Origin of the sequence: Micromonospora sp. NPDC047740 (assembly GCF_043204735.1) — a bacterium.
Classification (GTDB): domain Bacteria; phylum Actinomycetota; class Actinomycetes; order Mycobacteriales; family Micromonosporaceae; genus Micromonospora.
Genome location: NZ_JBIDCT010000010.1, coordinates 56,272 through 69,163, shown reverse-complemented (window position 1 = coordinate 69,163; position 12,892 = coordinate 56,272). Strand labels below are relative to the sequence as shown.

Sequence of the window (12,892 nt, the reverse complement as noted above, 5' to 3'; positions counted from 1 at the left end):
AACGCAGATCTCTCCAACCGGAGTCGCTTCAGGCTCTTGAGCACACGGGAGGCTGACATGGCCGATCGCGAGAAGCTTCACGACCTGCGCCAGCAGGCCCACAACGCCGGCATCGAGGGCAACTCCAAGATGACCGAGGGCCAGCTGCGGCAGGCGCTCAACAAGGTCAACAAGGGCGCCAATCCGCAGGAAGCCAAGCGGCAGGCCAAGGGTTGACATCAGCTCGCTCGCGGCGGTGCCGGGCAGAGGCGCCCGGCGCCGCCGTCGTGCGGCGCACCGCTCCTGCCGCCCGACGCGGAGGTCCTGATGTACGACGGTTTTGAGGCATTCGACCTCGCCAGCAGCGGTACGACGATCCACGGACGTCGCGGCGGCCAGGGGGAAGCGGTCCTGCTCCTGCACGGCATTCCCGAGACCCACCTGATGTGGCGGCACGTGGCGCCGGCGCTCGCCGAGCGGTTCACCGTGGTCGCCACCGATCTGCGCGGGTACGGTGCCAGCGGCAAACCGCCGACCGGCCCGGACCACGCGCCGTACAGCATGCGGGAGATCGCCCGCGACCAGGTCGAGGTCATGGCGCAGTTGGGGTACGACCGGTTCAGCGTGGTCGGCCATGACCGGGGCGCGCGGTGCGCGTACCGGATGGCGTTGGACCGTCCGCGGGCGGTCACCCGGCTCGCGGTGCTCGACGTCATCCCGACCGCGGACACCTACCGCAACGTGGACCGGGAGTTCACCCGCGGCTTCTGGATCTGGTCCTTTCTGTCCGCCCCGGAACCGGTCCCCGAACGGCTGATCGCCCAGGCCCCCGACGTCATCGTCAACCACATGCTCGACGCGTGGTCCGACCAGCCGGAGGCCTTCCCGGCCGACATCCGCGCCGCCTACGTCGACGCGTTCCGGCATCCCGACACCGTCCACGCCGTCTGCGAGGAGTACCGGGCGTCGATCACCCTCGACGTCGCGCACGACGAGGCCGACCGCGGCCGGCGGCGGATCAGCTGCCCGGTCCTCGCGCTGTGGAGCGGCACCGGGTTCCTCGCCGGCCGGTACGAGCCGCTGATGGTCTGGCGGCAGTGGGCGGACGAGGTGCACGGTGGCCCGATGCCGGCGGGGCATTTCCTCGCCGAGGAAGCGCCCGCGGAGACCGCACGCCGCCTCCTCGATTTCCTCTCCATCACTCCGGCGGCGGCTTAGCATCGCGGAGTGTCACCGGATCGCCGCGGCGCGCTGCGCGCCGCCGCCACTGCGGCCGCCGGACTTGTCGGACTGGCTGGCTGTAACCCGGCGCGCCGACCGTCGGTCGCCCGGTCGGCCACGTCGCCGCCCGCCTCCCCGCCCCCGTCGGCCGCCGGGGCCTCCGCTCCTCCCGCCCTACCGGGGGAGATCAGCAGCGGACCACGGGACCGGCCCAACGTGGCGCTGACCTTCCATGGCCAGGGGGAGCCCGCCCTCGCCCGCCAGTTGCTGGCCGAACTGGAGCGGGCCGACGCCCGGGTCACCGTCTTCGCGGTCGGTACGTGGTTGGCCGACCAGCCCGCGATGGCGCGGCGAGTCCTCGACGGCGGCCATGAGCTGGGCAACCATACCGAGAACCATGCCGACATCAGCCGGCTGACCCCGGGCGAGGCGTTCGCTGAGATCAACCGGTGCGCCCAGCGGATCAAGCAGCTCACCGGCTCGATCGGCGTCTGGTTCCGCCCGTCGCAGACCCAGCACGCCAACGCCATGGTCCGCGCCCAGGCCAGCCGGGTGGGCTATCCGACGTGCGTGTCGTACGACGTCGACTCGCTCGACCACACTGACCCGGGTGCACCGTTGGTGGTCCGGACCACGATGAGCCAGGTCCGGCCGGGTTCGATCGTCAGCCTGCACTTCGGCCACCGGGACACGCTGGCCGCCATCGGGCCGATCCTCGACGGGCTGCGCCAGCGGGGTCTGCACGCCGTGTCGATGAAGAAGCTGCTGACCTGATGCTCGTTGTCGGGTGGCCTCGCCGGCCTCCCTGGGGCGACGGCGGTGGCCGCCGGCCGCAGCGGGATCATGCGCTGGTCCTGGCGCCGGTGCGGGCAGCCGGCGCCAGGGCCGATTCGTGACGGCGTAGGGAATCACCCGATTACCCGGCGGCCCCCGCGCCATAGCGTCGACCGCATGGCCCGTCACCTGTTCGCGTCGGTCCGCCCCGCGGGGCGTCCCGCCGCACCACGCGCCCGAGCCCGTGCCCCCCGAGGGCGGCGGCTGCTGCCGCTGCTGCTGCTCGCCCTGCTCGTACCCGCTGCCTGCGACAGCTCGGCCGACTCCTCCGCGTCGAACGGCACCGGCTCGGGGGTCGACGCGAGATCGGACGACCTCGGCAAGCTCGCCGACTCCGTGCCGACGTGCCCCTTCACCGCCGACCGGGTGTCCGAACTGCTCGGCAAACCGATGAAGGACCAGGGCAACTGCGCGTTCGGCGACGGCAACGGCGTCGCCAGCCTCACCATCACCATGGCGTCCGAGTTCGCCGGTGCGACGACCTACGACTACCAGCACGAGCAGGCCGGCGAGCAGTACGACAAGGTGGTGGACCTCGGTGACCGGTCGTACCTCGCCGCCAAGGACATCGCGGGAGAGGCCGTCGTGGTCAGCCCCAAGGGCAGCTACACCATGATCATGAGCAGCTTCAGCATGGACGTCGCGACCTATGAGCAGAAGCTGCGTCAACTGCTCGACGCGCTGCCGGAGTGAGGGGGATCCAGATGCGTGGCAGACACCTCGCGGTGCTCGGTGTGGCCGTGGTCGCGCTCGTGCTGCCCACCGCTTGTGGCGGCTCGGACGACAAGCCCGCCGCGGGCGGCAAGCCGGCCCCGACGACCGCGGCGGAGCCGGCAACCGGGGAGAACAGCCCGGCGGGCGAGGAGAGCAGCCCGGCCTCCGCGCTGCCCGACGCCTGCACCCTGGTGTCCAAGGCGGACGCGGAGAAACTGGCCGGCACGCCGGTGGACGACGCGGTGGCGGTCCGGGAGAGCTGCACCTACACCGCACCGGTCACCGGCCCGACCGCACAGGTCGAGGTGTACGTCGGTGACGGCGCGAAGAAGTACCTCGACATCGAGCGCGACCTCGGCCACGAGGTGCGGCCGCTGTCCGGGGTGGCGGACGAGGCCCACCTCACGCTGGAGGCGTTCTTCATCAGGAAGGCCGACGTGTGGGTGGCGGTCCGGCTGGTACGGCTCAACGACCCGGCGGAGAACCGCAAGCCGCTGGAGGGCCTCGCCCGCGTCGTCGCCGGGCGGATGTGAGGTGGTCGATGCGACCCCGTCGAGGGCGGGCCCTGCTCGCCGCCGCCGTCGCGGTCCTGATCGCGCTGACCGGCTGTGACAGTCTCCGGCCGGCGGTGCGAACCGACGCGACGATGGGCGACGCGGACCTGCGCTACGGTGCCGCGCCGGCACCCGCTTCCGGGGTCACGCTGCAACCTGACGTCGTCCTGGTGGGCGGGGGCGGCCGCTCGGTGCGTTCGGTCACCGCCGACGGGCTCACCTGGCGCATCGACGCGGCCGCGAGGAACGCCCGGCAGCTCGAACCCGGCAAGGTCATGTTCATCACCGGCCGCGGCGTCGGCCGGGTGCTGGACATCGCCGAGGACGGCGGTGACCTGCTGGTGACCATCGGCCCGGTGGACATCACCGAGATCATCCGGGACGGCACCTTCGAGAAACAGGGCGTCACCCTCGACGATCCGGTCACCTACCCCGCCGGCGAGCCGTCGTGGGCCGAGGACCAGCCGACGCCACCGAGCACCTTCGGCCGGAGCCGCCCGGTGCGGCGGCCGCCGCTGCTCGGGTCGTCCGACCCGCCGGTGCAACCACCCCCGCAGCGGGGTGGCCGGGTCGGCACGAGAACCCACGGCTACCAGGTGTACTCCAGCTGCTGTTCCGACGGCGTGGGCGCCCATTTCGCCTACGACGACGGAGGGGTCCGGCTCGTCGGCACAGTCACGCTCACCTTCAAGCGACCGGACGCCGCCTTCCACCTCGCCATCGGCGCCGGGAAGGTGACGCGGGCGGAGCTGGAGATCAGCGGTGGGTTCGGGATCAAGGTCGACTTCGAGGGTGGCATCCAGGACGGGCAGAACCACAAGAAGGTGTTCCCGATCCCGGTCGACATCTCCTTCCCCATCGGTCAGGTGATCGGGATCCCGCTCTCGTTCACGGTCAGCCAGACCCTCGAGGTCGCCACCGCGTTCGGCGCCAAGGCGGGCACGGTCAAGGGCTCGGGTGAATACTCCCTGGCCGGCAAGCTCGGCTTCGGCTACGTCAACGGCAGCGTCGGGCCGCGCGTCACCGAGCAGTTCCAGCGCCGCAAGAGTCTGCTCAACTCGCTCACCGGGGTACCGGTCGGGGTCATGGGCCTGGTCATCCGCCACGGCGTCCGGTTCACCGTCGGCCTCAGCGCCTTCCTGTTCACGGCCGGCGTCTACTTCGAGCTGACCACGTCGTACGGCTCGACGCTCGGCTCCGCCCTCGGCGCGCCGTACGCGCAGTGCCGGGGGGTGGGCATCGGAGTGAAGGCCGTCTTCGGCGTCGGTTACCGGATCCTCGAACCCGTGGTGAAGGTGATCAACAAGATCCTCAGCCTGTTGACACCGAGTAGAGCGCCGACGATCCCACCCGTCGTGGCGGCGAGCGGACCGCGCTGGAGCGCCGACGTCTACCGCAACGAGGAGGTCATCCCGAACGTGGCGGTGTGCGGACACGCGCCGAAGTGAGCGACCACATCGCTCGGCGGGATGGCACGGCTGTGCCATCATCCCGCCATGGACGCCTCCCTCGTCGGCCGTGACGCGACCCTCGAGCAGACCTGGCGAGCGCTGGTGGGCGGGGCGTCGGCGCTCCTGGAAGGCCCCAGTGGCATCGGCAAGACCGCGCTGTGGCGGGCCGTCGTCGCCCGGGCCGAGCGGTCCGGCTGGGTCCTGCTGGCCAGCGCGCCGACCGAGGCCGAGGCCGTGTTGCCGTACGCGGCCCTGGCCGACGTGCTGCGGCCGCTGGCCGGCCGGGTGGCGGCCCTGCCCCCGCCACAGCGGATCGCCGCCGAGGTGGTGCTGCTGTCCGCCGACCACGACGAGGCGATCGACGAGCGGGCGGTGGGGGCGGCCACCCGTTCGTTGTTCGAGGCCGCGACGGGTGGCGAGGTGCCGGTGCTGCTCGCCATCGACGACGCGCCCTGGCTCGATCCGCCGAGCGAGCGGGCCCTGCGGTTCGCGCTGCGCCGCCTTGCCCGCTGGCCGGCCACCCTACTCACCCGCCGTACCGACGCGGCCGGGGCGCCCGCCCTCCCGCTCGGGCTCGACGACGACCGGGCCGGCGACCGCCGGCTCACCCGGATCGGCGTGCCGCCGCTGGGCCCGGCGGCGCTGCACCGCATCGTGCAGGCGCGGCTCGGGGGCACGCTCAGCCGCCCCTTGCTCGCCCGGATCACCCGGGACGCCGGGGGCAACCCGCTGCTGGCCATCGAGCTGGCCCGGGCGGTGCTGCGGTTGCCCCGGCCACCGCGGCCGGGCGAGGACCTGCCGGTGCCGTCGTCGATGCGTCAACTGCTCGCGGACGCCCTGCGGGCACTGCCCCGGCCCAGCCGTGACGCGGTGCGCCTGGCCGCGCTGCTGAGCGTGCCCACCCTGCCGGACCTGCACGCGGCCGGCGTGCCGGTGGACGCGTTCGACGCGGCGGAGGAGGCTGGCCTGTTGAGCGTGACGCCGAGGCGGATCAGCTTCGCCCACCCGCTGTACGCCGCCGCGGTGCGCGAGAGCATCCCGTCCGGCGTCCGGCGCCGGCTCAACGGTGTGCTGGCCGAGGCGGTGTCCGACCCGGACGAGCGGGCGCGGCAGCTCGCCCGGTGCACGGTGGCGCCGGACGAGGCGCTCGCCGCCGAACTGGCCGCCGCGGCCGCACGCCAACACTCCCGGGGCGCTCCCGCCGTCGCCGCCGAGTGGTACGACCGTGCCGCCGACCTCACGCCCCCGACGGCCGCGGCGGATCGGGACCGGCGGCGCCTGGACGCGGTGCAGTGCCGGATCGACAGCGGCGACTACGCGGCGGCCGGTGCGGCGGCGGACGCCGCCGCCGGACAGCTGACCGGCGCGGCGCACGCGGAGGCCCTGCTGCTGCGCGCCATGGTCGCCTGGTGCGTCGACGACCTCACCGGCGCGGTATCCCTCGCCCGGCGTGCGTTGGCCGCGGCCGAGGGGCATCACGACCTGGCCGGACGCATCCACACGCACCTGACCCTGTTCCAGGACGCTCCGGAGCCCGCCCGCCGGCACGCCGAGGCCGCCATCGCGCACCTGTCCGACCGGGACGAGCACCGTCCGCTGCTCACCGCCGCGCTGTTGCTGCTGTTCTTCCACGAGGTACGCGCCGGGCGTCCGGCCCGGACCGAACTGCTCGACCGGGCGCTGGTCCTGGAGGCCGGTGAACCGTCCTGGCTCGCCGGGTCGATTCCGGCGATCTGGTGGAAGGCCACGGACGATCATGAGCGGGCCAGGGCGCGGCTGCACCACATGCTGGGTCGGGCCGTGGCGCGCGGCGACGAACCGTGGCAGCACGAGATGCTCACCCACCTGGGCGAGGCCGAGCTGCTGGCCGGCCGGTTCGACGCGGCCGGGGAGCACATCGCGGCGGCCCGCGAGCTGGGCGAGCAGCTCGGCACCGGCCTGGTCGGCGAGACCTGGCTGGCCGGCATGCTGGACGCCTACCGGGGCCGGCTCGCCGAGGCCGGCGCGGTGGCCGAGGGCGGGCTGCGCCGGGCCGACGAGTTCGACGACGCCTGGTGCCGGCGGATCCACCTGCAGCTGGCCGGGTTCGTGGCGCTCTCCGCCGGCCGGATGGCCGAGGCCGCCGCCGCGTACGGGGCACTCGTCGCCGAGTTGGACGGCTCGGGGATCGCCGAGCCGCTCGCGCAGCGCTTCGAGCCGGACTGGATCGAGGCGTGCGTCGGTGCCGGTGACCTGGAGACCGCGCGCGCCGCGCTGGTCCGCCTCGCCGAGCGGCACGCCCGGCTGGGCCGCCCGTGGACCACCCTCGGCCTTGCCCGCAGCCGGGTGCTGGTGGACAGCGCCACCGGAGCCGACCCGGCCGAGGCGCTGGCCACGCTCGTCGCGGCGCGGGCGAGCGTGCCGGTGGACGTGCTGCCGCTGGACCGGGCCCGCTGCCTGCTGGTCGCCGGCCGGGCACACCGCCGGGCCCGCCGCCGCCGGGAGGCCCGCGAGGCGCTCGACGCGGCGGCTGCCGAGTTCACCGCCCTGGGCGCCGTCGCTTTCGCCGAGCGGGCCCAGCTGGAGCTGGCCAGGATCGGCCGGCGTACGCCGGCGCCGACCGTGCTCACCGCCACGGAGGAACGGGTGGCCCGGCTCGCCGCCCAGGGCCGCACCAACCGGGCCATCGCCGACTCGCTGTTCATCAGCCCGAAGACCGTCGAGGCCAACCTCGCCCGGGTGTATCGGAAGCTCTGCATCTCCAGCCGCGCCGAGCTCGGCGCGGCCATGGGCAGGCCGGCGCCACCGCCGGAGTCCATCTCCAGCTGACCGGAACGGCCGCGGGCCGACATCCGCCGGAACTATGTCCGGTTTTCGCCGTTTAAGGCGTGTTTGTCGGGTAAGCTTGCAGGCATGATCGAGGTGGTGCCGTCAACGGCCGACGCAGGACGGAGCGCGATGCCGGGTGGACCGGCGGGCACTCGCGAGATCGACCGCGGGTCGTGGCGCGCGCCGTGCCCTCACCGTCCGGTCCGATGCTGGGGCACCAGCCGGGAGAGTGGCCGCGCCGCCCGTCCGTCCGTACCGCGCAACGCCACGTCGACAAAGGCGCCCACGCCGACCTGCGCGGCGTCCGACAGGCAGGCGACCACCAGCAGCCGGTGCATGACGTGCCGGGGCTCATCCGGCACGGCCGGATCCAGCGGGTGGTGGCGACCGGGCAGGAGTGCGGCCAGCAGCTGCCCGTCCACCTCCGGGAACCAGGTGCCGACGCGGTCGGCCTGCAACGCCACCAGCGGCCACAGGTCACCCGCACCCGGGGCGAACTCCTCGGCCAGCAGCTCGGCGGTGCCCGTGAGGGCCCGGCGCACCCAGGTTCCGGGCAGCCGGGTCAGCCGGTCGGCCGCCGCGGCGAAGGCCTCGCGATCCATCCGGTTGACCGCGTGGACGCCAGCCACGACGGCGTTCCACAGCTCCTGCTCCGCCGGGGTTGGCGGCTTCCACATCACCCTCTCCTCTCACATACCGGACCGGCAGGGCGAGGTGAGGGAGATTCTCGGCGCCCCGTCGCTGTCGCCACCGCCTCCGCCCCTTGCTGAGGTGGCCGGCACGGGCCCGTAGGAGGGCGAGACCCGTGCCGGCCGCGGTGATCACCCAAAATCACCGTCTGTCGCCGCTGCGGGCCGGAGGGGTTCCGGCCCGCAGCGGCGGTGGTCGTACCGCGCCGGGCGGCACACCTGCCGCCGCAGAACCGCCCGGCTGGTACCACCCCGTGCCGGTGCCGCCGATCGGCTCTGCCCGCGTGCCTGCACCGGGCTTCCGGGGCAGGTTCCGCTGGGTCGAGTATATGACACTTGAAGAAGTTACGGGCATTTTGCGAATATAAGCCGGAAGGTTGCATTCTGCCTGAGTTATCCCCCTGCGGGCTGGTGATCATCGGGTTGACCCGCCGGCATCCGGCCGCCAGCCAGCTCCAGCCCGGCCGCCGCTGTGTCGAGGTGGTCGAGGAACCGGCGCACCGCCGGCGGACGACTACGCCCGGCGACGGTGGCGGCGAACACCCGCCGGACGGAGACGTCGTCGGGATGCAGCCGGAGCAGTGCCAGGTCGGGCGGGGCGGCCCGGACCGCCAGGGCAGGGATCAGCGCGACGCCCAGTCCGGCCGCGACGCAGCCCAGCTTGCCGGTCCAGTCGGCGGCGACGATGTCGATCCGCGGCCGGAAGTCGGCCGGCAGGGTGGCGCGGAGCAGCGTCTTCTCGGCGTCCGCCGAACCGGCGATGAACGCGTCGTCGGCGAGCTCGCGCAGCCGCACGGTGCGCCGGTGGGCGAGCCGGTGCGTGCGGGGCACCGCCACCAGCAGCACCTCGTCGACCAGATGGTGCAGGTCGAACCGCTCGTCGTCGAGGGGCTGATCGGCGGGGGCGCTCAGCACGGCCACGTCGGCGTCGCCGGCGAGCAGGCCCGCCAACAGGCCCGGCGTCAGCCCCTCGACCAGGGAGAGCGCGACCCCCGGATGGGCGGACCGAAACGACGCCAGGGCGCGCGGCACGAGCGCGGCGACGGCCGTGGGGAACGCCCCGACCCGCAGCCGGCCGGCGGTCAGGTCGCGCAGCGCGGCGAGGTCACGGCGGGCGGCGGCCAGCCGGTCGAGCACCGCCTCGGCGTGACCGAGCAGGCAGCGGCCCTGCTCGGTCAGGGCGACACCGCGCGGCAGCCGGTCGAACAGGGTGGCTCCGGTCTCGGCTTCCAGGGCGGCGATCTGCCGGGACACCGCCGACTGGGTGTAGCGCAGAGTCCGGGCCGCAGCCGTGATGGACCCGTGCTCGACGACGGTACGGAAGACCTCAAGCGCATGCGGCTGCATTCCGCCATGTTCTCTCAGCATGGCTGGCATGTTCAACATTCGCTGGTGGCATGGCCGGCCGCCGCCTAACGTTCCGGATCATGGAAGCCATCGCACTGCTGGGCGCGGGCACGATGGGCAGCGCGCTCGGTCGCCGGCTGCTCGTCGCCGGGCACCAGCTCACCGTCTGGAACCGCACCCCCGGCCGGACGCGGCCACTGGTCGAGGCCGGCGCGCGGGCCGCCGCCAGCCCGGCCGAGGCCGTCCGGGACGCCGACGTGGTGATCACCATGCTCACGGACGCGACCGCCGTGCGGGAGTCGCTGTTCGGCGCCGACGCGGCAACCCGCGCCCTACGTCCCGGGACCCACCTCGTGGAGATGTCCACGATCGGCCCGTACGCCCTTCGTGAGCTGGCCGGACAGCTGCCGCCCGGCGTACGCCTCGTGGACGCGCCGGTCGCCGGCAGCGCCGCAGCCGCAGAGGCCGGCCGGCTCGTGGTCCTGGCCGGCGGCGCCGAGGCGGCCGTCGACCGCGTCGCTCCGGTGCTGGCGGCCCTCGGCACGGTCCGCCGGTGCGGTGGCCCCGGCCGGGGCGCGGCCATGAAGCTGGTGCTCAACACCGCCCTGGTCACCGCGGTCGCGTCGGTGGCCGACGCCCTGGCCGTCGCCGATGCTGTCGGCGTGGACCGCCGTACGGCGTGCGAAGCGCTCGCCGGTGGACCGCTCGGCGGCGCGGTCGCCCGGGTGACCACCACCGAGGCCGCGTTCGCCATCGCGCTGGCCGCCAAGGACGCCCGGCTCGCCCTCGACGCGCTCGGCGACGCGTCGGCGCCGGTCCTGCGGGCCGCCGCATCGGTGCTGGCGGCCGCGCCCCGGCCGGACGCCGACATCGCCACCCTCACCGACGTCCACCGCGTGGCCGTCACCCACCCCGACAAGGAGCAATCGTGACCGTGATCCTGGACAACCCCGCGACCGTGCCCGCGCCGTACGGCGACCGCTTCGCCCACGTCGCCCGCTTCGACCTGCCGGGTGGTGCACTGCTCGTGCTCTCCGGTCAGGTCGGCGTGGACGACGCCGGCGCCGTGGTGGCGCCCGGCGACGTACGCGCCCAGAGCGAACGGATCTTCGAGCTGATCGGCGGTCTGCTGGCCGCGCACGGCGCCACGTTCGCCGACGTCATGCATGTCCGCACGTTCATGACCGACCTCGACGACCTGGCCGGCTACGGGGCGGTCCGCAGCCGGTACTTCGCGGGCGCCCAGCCGGCCAGCACCACGGTGGAGGTGAACCGGTTGTTCCTGGACGGCGCGGTGCTGGAGGTCGAGGTGACCGCCGCGGTGACCAGGAGCTGACCGGGTCACGGCTGATGGGCCCCTCCCCCGGGCCGGGCTCGGCTATGGTCGGGCTGTGCCCGCCCACGACCTGCGGCAGCGGGTCGCCTCGGCCCGGGTCGCCCGGCTGGCCACCGTCGGCGCCGACGGCCGCCCGCACCTGGTGCCGGTGTGCTTCGTCCTGCTCGGCGACGCGGTCTACCACGCGGTGGACCGCAAACCCAAGCGCCACCGCCGGCTACGGCGCCTGGAGAACATCCAGGCGACCGGGCGGGCCTGCCTGCTCGTCGACGAGTACGCCGAGGACTGGTCGACGCTGTGGTGGGTACGCCTGGACGGGCACGGCCGGGTGGTGGTGGACCCGGCGGAGGAGGACGCCGCCCGCGCGGCGTTGTGCGACAAGTATCCGCAGTACGTGGCCCGGCCGCCGGACGGGCCGGTGGTCGCGGTCACGGTGACCCGGTGGTCGGCGTGGTCGGCCGCCGAGGGAACAGCGGACCCGGCGGCGTGAACCGAGCCGGGACGTCTCCGGGCCGGCTCACCGACCGGGGGCGAGGGCGTCGAGCACCTCGTCGGCGCGGCGCAACGACGCGTACGGGTCCGCCCGTGGTGAGCCGATCTCCGGGTCGAAGTTGAGGTCGACGAACAGTTCGGTGATGCCGGCCGCAGCGAGTGCACCCAGATCCGACCGGATCTGGTCGAGCGTGCCGGTGAGCGGCTCACGGTCGGGCGGGCTGGCCGCGCGTACCCGAACGGCACCTCGGCAGACGAAGCGCAGCGCCTCCGGGTCCCGGCCCGCGCCGGCCGCGGCGGCCTTCACCGTCGCGACCGCCTCGCCGATGCCCTTCAGGTCGGCCTGGCTGCCACTGACCCAGCCGTCGGCGAGCCGCCCCGCCCGGTCCAGCGCGGCGGGCGCGTGCCCGCCGAGCAGGATCGGCGGGTGCGGTCGCTGCACCGGCTTCGGCTGCATCCGCGTCGGCGGGACCTGGTAGAACGCGCCGTCGTGCGCCGCGACCTCGTCCTGCCAGAGGGTACGGAGCACGGTGAGGAACTCCTCGGCCCGCCGGCCCCGTTGGTGCCGGCTCGCGCCGGTGGCCTGATATTCCTCGTCCGCCCAGCCGAGACCGAGTCCGACGTCGAGTCGCCCCCCGGCGAGGATGTCGAGGGTCGCGGCCTGCTTGGCCAGCACCACCGGTGACAGAAACGGCATGTTGAGCACCGCCACGCCGAGCCGGATCCGCCCGGTGTGGGCGGCGAGGAAAGCCAGCGTCGTCAGCGGATCCTGGACGCTGTGATAGGACTCGCTCCAGGCGAGGTCGGCGGGTACCAGCAGGCGCTGGAATGTCCAAAGCGAGTGGTAGCCGAGCTGTTCGGCCCGGCGGGCAACGTGGATCATGTGCTCCGGCGTGGCCCACGACCCGGACACGGGCACGGCGAATCCAATCTCCACCCCGGCACCGTACCCAGATCCGCCGCAGTGCGGCTTGACAACGGTCCGGACGACGACCAGATGGCCGGGGTGCGGGCCCGGGACCTAACTTTCGGCGTAGACGAGGTCCATGGTGTCGGTGCGCCCGGACCAGCGGAGTTCGAGGTGCCAGCAGCCGGCCCGCGGCACGTCGATGATCGACGGGCCGGGACCGCCGCTGACCTCGTGGGTCACCCGGGTGTCGGTGCCGTCCAGCGTCGCCGTGATCACCAGGGTGTCCGGCGATGTCGTGTCGGACGGTGCCGGGGCGGGCCGGGCGACCCAGAGGATCTTGTTGTTGTGCCCGTCAGCCGGGTGCTGCGACAGCGGGTAACCGAAGAGCACCCCGAGAATCTCGCCCTTCACGCCGAAGACATGCGGCGGTCCCGAACCGCCGCCGCTGAACCCCTCGTCCGCCCAGTCGGGCAGGGGTCCCATCTCGATCGGCGAAGGGCAACCGGCGGCCGCGCGCGGCGAGACCGTGCTGGCCGGCGCGGCCGACCGCCCCGTGG

Annotated in this window: 14 protein-coding genes; 10 read left to right on the top strand and 4 right to left on the bottom strand. The window is 73.8% G+C overall.

All coding sequences use genetic code 11. The features are described from left to right. Nucleotides 1-57 precede the first annotated feature (57 nt). The 7 genes from ACGF4F_RS19715 to ACGF4F_RS19685 all read left to right on the top strand — a co-directional run bounded on the left by ACGF4F_RS19715 (nt 58) and on the right by ACGF4F_RS19685 (nt 7,561). Complete coding sequence (locus ACGF4F_RS19715) at nt 58-216, top strand: hypothetical protein (protein ID WP_357439108.1); 159 nt, start codon at nt 58-60, stop codon at nt 214-216. Between the two features lie 90 nt (nt 217-306). Then, nucleotides 307-1,197 carry an alpha/beta hydrolase gene (locus tag ACGF4F_RS19710; protein ID WP_357439110.1) on the top strand — a complete coding sequence of 297 codons (891 nt, stop codon included), beginning with the start codon at nt 307-309 and terminating at the stop codon, nt 1,195-1,197. A gap of 9 nt (nt 1,198-1,206) precedes the next feature. Then, nucleotides 1,207-1,974, top strand: coding sequence for a polysaccharide deacetylase family protein (locus tag ACGF4F_RS19705; protein WP_357439112.1), 768 nt, complete (start codon nt 1,207-1,209; stop codon nt 1,972-1,974). Nucleotides 1,975-2,151: 177 nt separating this feature from the next. Further along, nucleotides 2,152-2,727, top strand: coding sequence for a hypothetical protein (locus tag ACGF4F_RS19700; protein WP_357439115.1), 576 nt, complete (start codon nt 2,152-2,154; stop codon nt 2,725-2,727). Nucleotides 2,728-2,738: 11 nt separating this feature from the next. Next, entirely contained in the window at nt 2,739-3,281 is a 543-nt protein-coding gene (locus tag ACGF4F_RS19695; protein ID WP_357439118.1) for a hypothetical protein, read from the top strand. Nucleotides 3,282-3,289: 8 nt separating this feature from the next. Beyond that, nucleotides 3,290-4,750, top strand: a complete 1,461-nt coding sequence (locus tag ACGF4F_RS19690; RefSeq protein ID WP_357439120.1) for a hypothetical protein — start codon at nt 3,290-3,292, stop codon at nt 4,748-4,750. Between the two features lie 48 nt (nt 4,751-4,798). Next, complete coding sequence (locus ACGF4F_RS19685) at nt 4,799-7,561, top strand: AAA family ATPase (protein WP_357439122.1); 2,763 nt, start codon at nt 4,799-4,801, stop codon at nt 7,559-7,561. Between the two features lie 191 nt (nt 7,562-7,752). Here the strand turns inward: ACGF4F_RS19685 and ACGF4F_RS19680 are convergent, their stop codons facing one another. Together ACGF4F_RS19680 and ACGF4F_RS19675 are read right to left on the bottom strand one after the other, a co-directional pair. Then, nucleotides 7,753-8,238: a hypothetical protein gene (locus ACGF4F_RS19680; RefSeq protein WP_357439124.1), complete on the bottom strand. Its 486-nt coding sequence runs from the start codon at nt 8,236-8,238 to the stop codon at nt 7,753-7,755. 405 nt (nt 8,239-8,643) lie between these two features. Next, nucleotides 8,644-9,597, bottom strand: a complete 954-nt coding sequence (locus tag ACGF4F_RS19675; RefSeq protein ID WP_357439127.1) for a LysR family transcriptional regulator — start codon at nt 9,595-9,597, stop codon at nt 8,644-8,646. Between the two features lie 80 nt (nt 9,598-9,677). Here ACGF4F_RS19675 and ACGF4F_RS19670 point away from each other — a divergent pair, with 80 nt between their 5' ends. The 3 genes from ACGF4F_RS19670 to ACGF4F_RS19660 are packed head-to-tail and all read left to right on the top strand — an operon-like array spanning nt 9,678 to nt 11,423. Next, on the top strand, nt 9,678-10,529 hold the full coding sequence (locus ACGF4F_RS19670) for an NAD(P)-binding domain-containing protein (RefSeq protein WP_357439129.1): 852 nt from the start codon (nt 9,678-9,680) through the stop codon (nt 10,527-10,529). Further along, on the top strand, nt 10,526-10,933 hold the full coding sequence (locus ACGF4F_RS19665) for a RidA family protein (protein WP_357439131.1): 408 nt from the start codon (nt 10,526-10,528) through the stop codon (nt 10,931-10,933). The genes ACGF4F_RS19670 and ACGF4F_RS19665 overlap by 4 nt, the downstream gene beginning before the upstream one ends. A 55-nt stretch (nt 10,934-10,988) precedes the next feature. Next, the gene (locus ACGF4F_RS19660; RefSeq protein ID WP_357439133.1) at nt 10,989-11,423 is read left to right on the top strand and encodes a TIGR03668 family PPOX class F420-dependent oxidoreductase; all 435 of its coding nucleotides are present in this window, start codon (nt 10,989-10,991) and stop codon (nt 11,421-11,423) included. A 27-nt stretch (nt 11,424-11,450) separates the two neighbouring features. Here the strand turns inward: ACGF4F_RS19660 and ACGF4F_RS19655 are convergent, their stop codons facing one another. Together ACGF4F_RS19655 and ACGF4F_RS19650 are read right to left on the bottom strand one after the other, a co-directional pair. Next, complete coding sequence (locus ACGF4F_RS19655) at nt 11,451-12,362, bottom strand: TIGR03619 family F420-dependent LLM class oxidoreductase (protein ID WP_357439135.1); 912 nt, start codon at nt 12,360-12,362, stop codon at nt 11,451-11,453. Nucleotides 12,363-12,446: 84 nt separating this feature from the next. Next, nucleotides 12,447-12,818, bottom strand: coding sequence for a hypothetical protein (locus ACGF4F_RS19650; RefSeq protein ID WP_357439137.1), 372 nt, complete (start codon nt 12,816-12,818; stop codon nt 12,447-12,449). Between the last annotated feature and the right edge of the window lie 74 nt (nt 12,819-12,892).

Coding starts and splice junctions, on each gene's coding strand:
- ACGF4F_RS19680 (WP_357439124.1), bottom strand. CDS start 8,238: ATGTGGAAGCCGCCAACCCCGGCGGAGCAGGAGCTGTGGAACGCCGTC.
- ACGF4F_RS19650 (WP_357439137.1), bottom strand. CDS start 12,818: ATGGGACCCCTGCCCGACTGGGCGGACGAGGGGTTCAGCGGCGGCGGT.
- ACGF4F_RS19675 (WP_357439127.1), bottom strand. CDS start 9,597: ATGCAGCCGCATGCGCTTGAGGTCTTCCGTACCGTCGTCGAGCACGGG.
- ACGF4F_RS19700 (WP_357439115.1), top strand. CDS start 2,152: ATGGCCCGTCACCTGTTCGCGTCGGTCCGCCCCGCGGGGCGTCCCGCC.
- ACGF4F_RS19670 (WP_357439129.1), top strand. CDS start 9,678: ATGGAAGCCATCGCACTGCTGGGCGCGGGCACGATGGGCAGCGCGCTC.
- ACGF4F_RS19710 (WP_357439110.1), top strand. CDS start 307: ATGTACGACGGTTTTGAGGCATTCGACCTCGCCAGCAGCGGTACGACG.
- ACGF4F_RS19695 (WP_357439118.1), top strand. CDS start 2,739: ATGCGTGGCAGACACCTCGCGGTGCTCGGTGTGGCCGTGGTCGCGCTC.
- ACGF4F_RS19685 (WP_357439122.1), top strand. CDS start 4,799: ATGGACGCCTCCCTCGTCGGCCGTGACGCGACCCTCGAGCAGACCTGG.
- ACGF4F_RS19715 (WP_357439108.1), top strand. CDS start 58: ATGGCCGATCGCGAGAAGCTTCACGACCTGCGCCAGCAGGCCCACAAC.
- ACGF4F_RS19690 (WP_357439120.1), top strand. CDS start 3,290: ATGCGACCCCGTCGAGGGCGGGCCCTGCTCGCCGCCGCCGTCGCGGTC.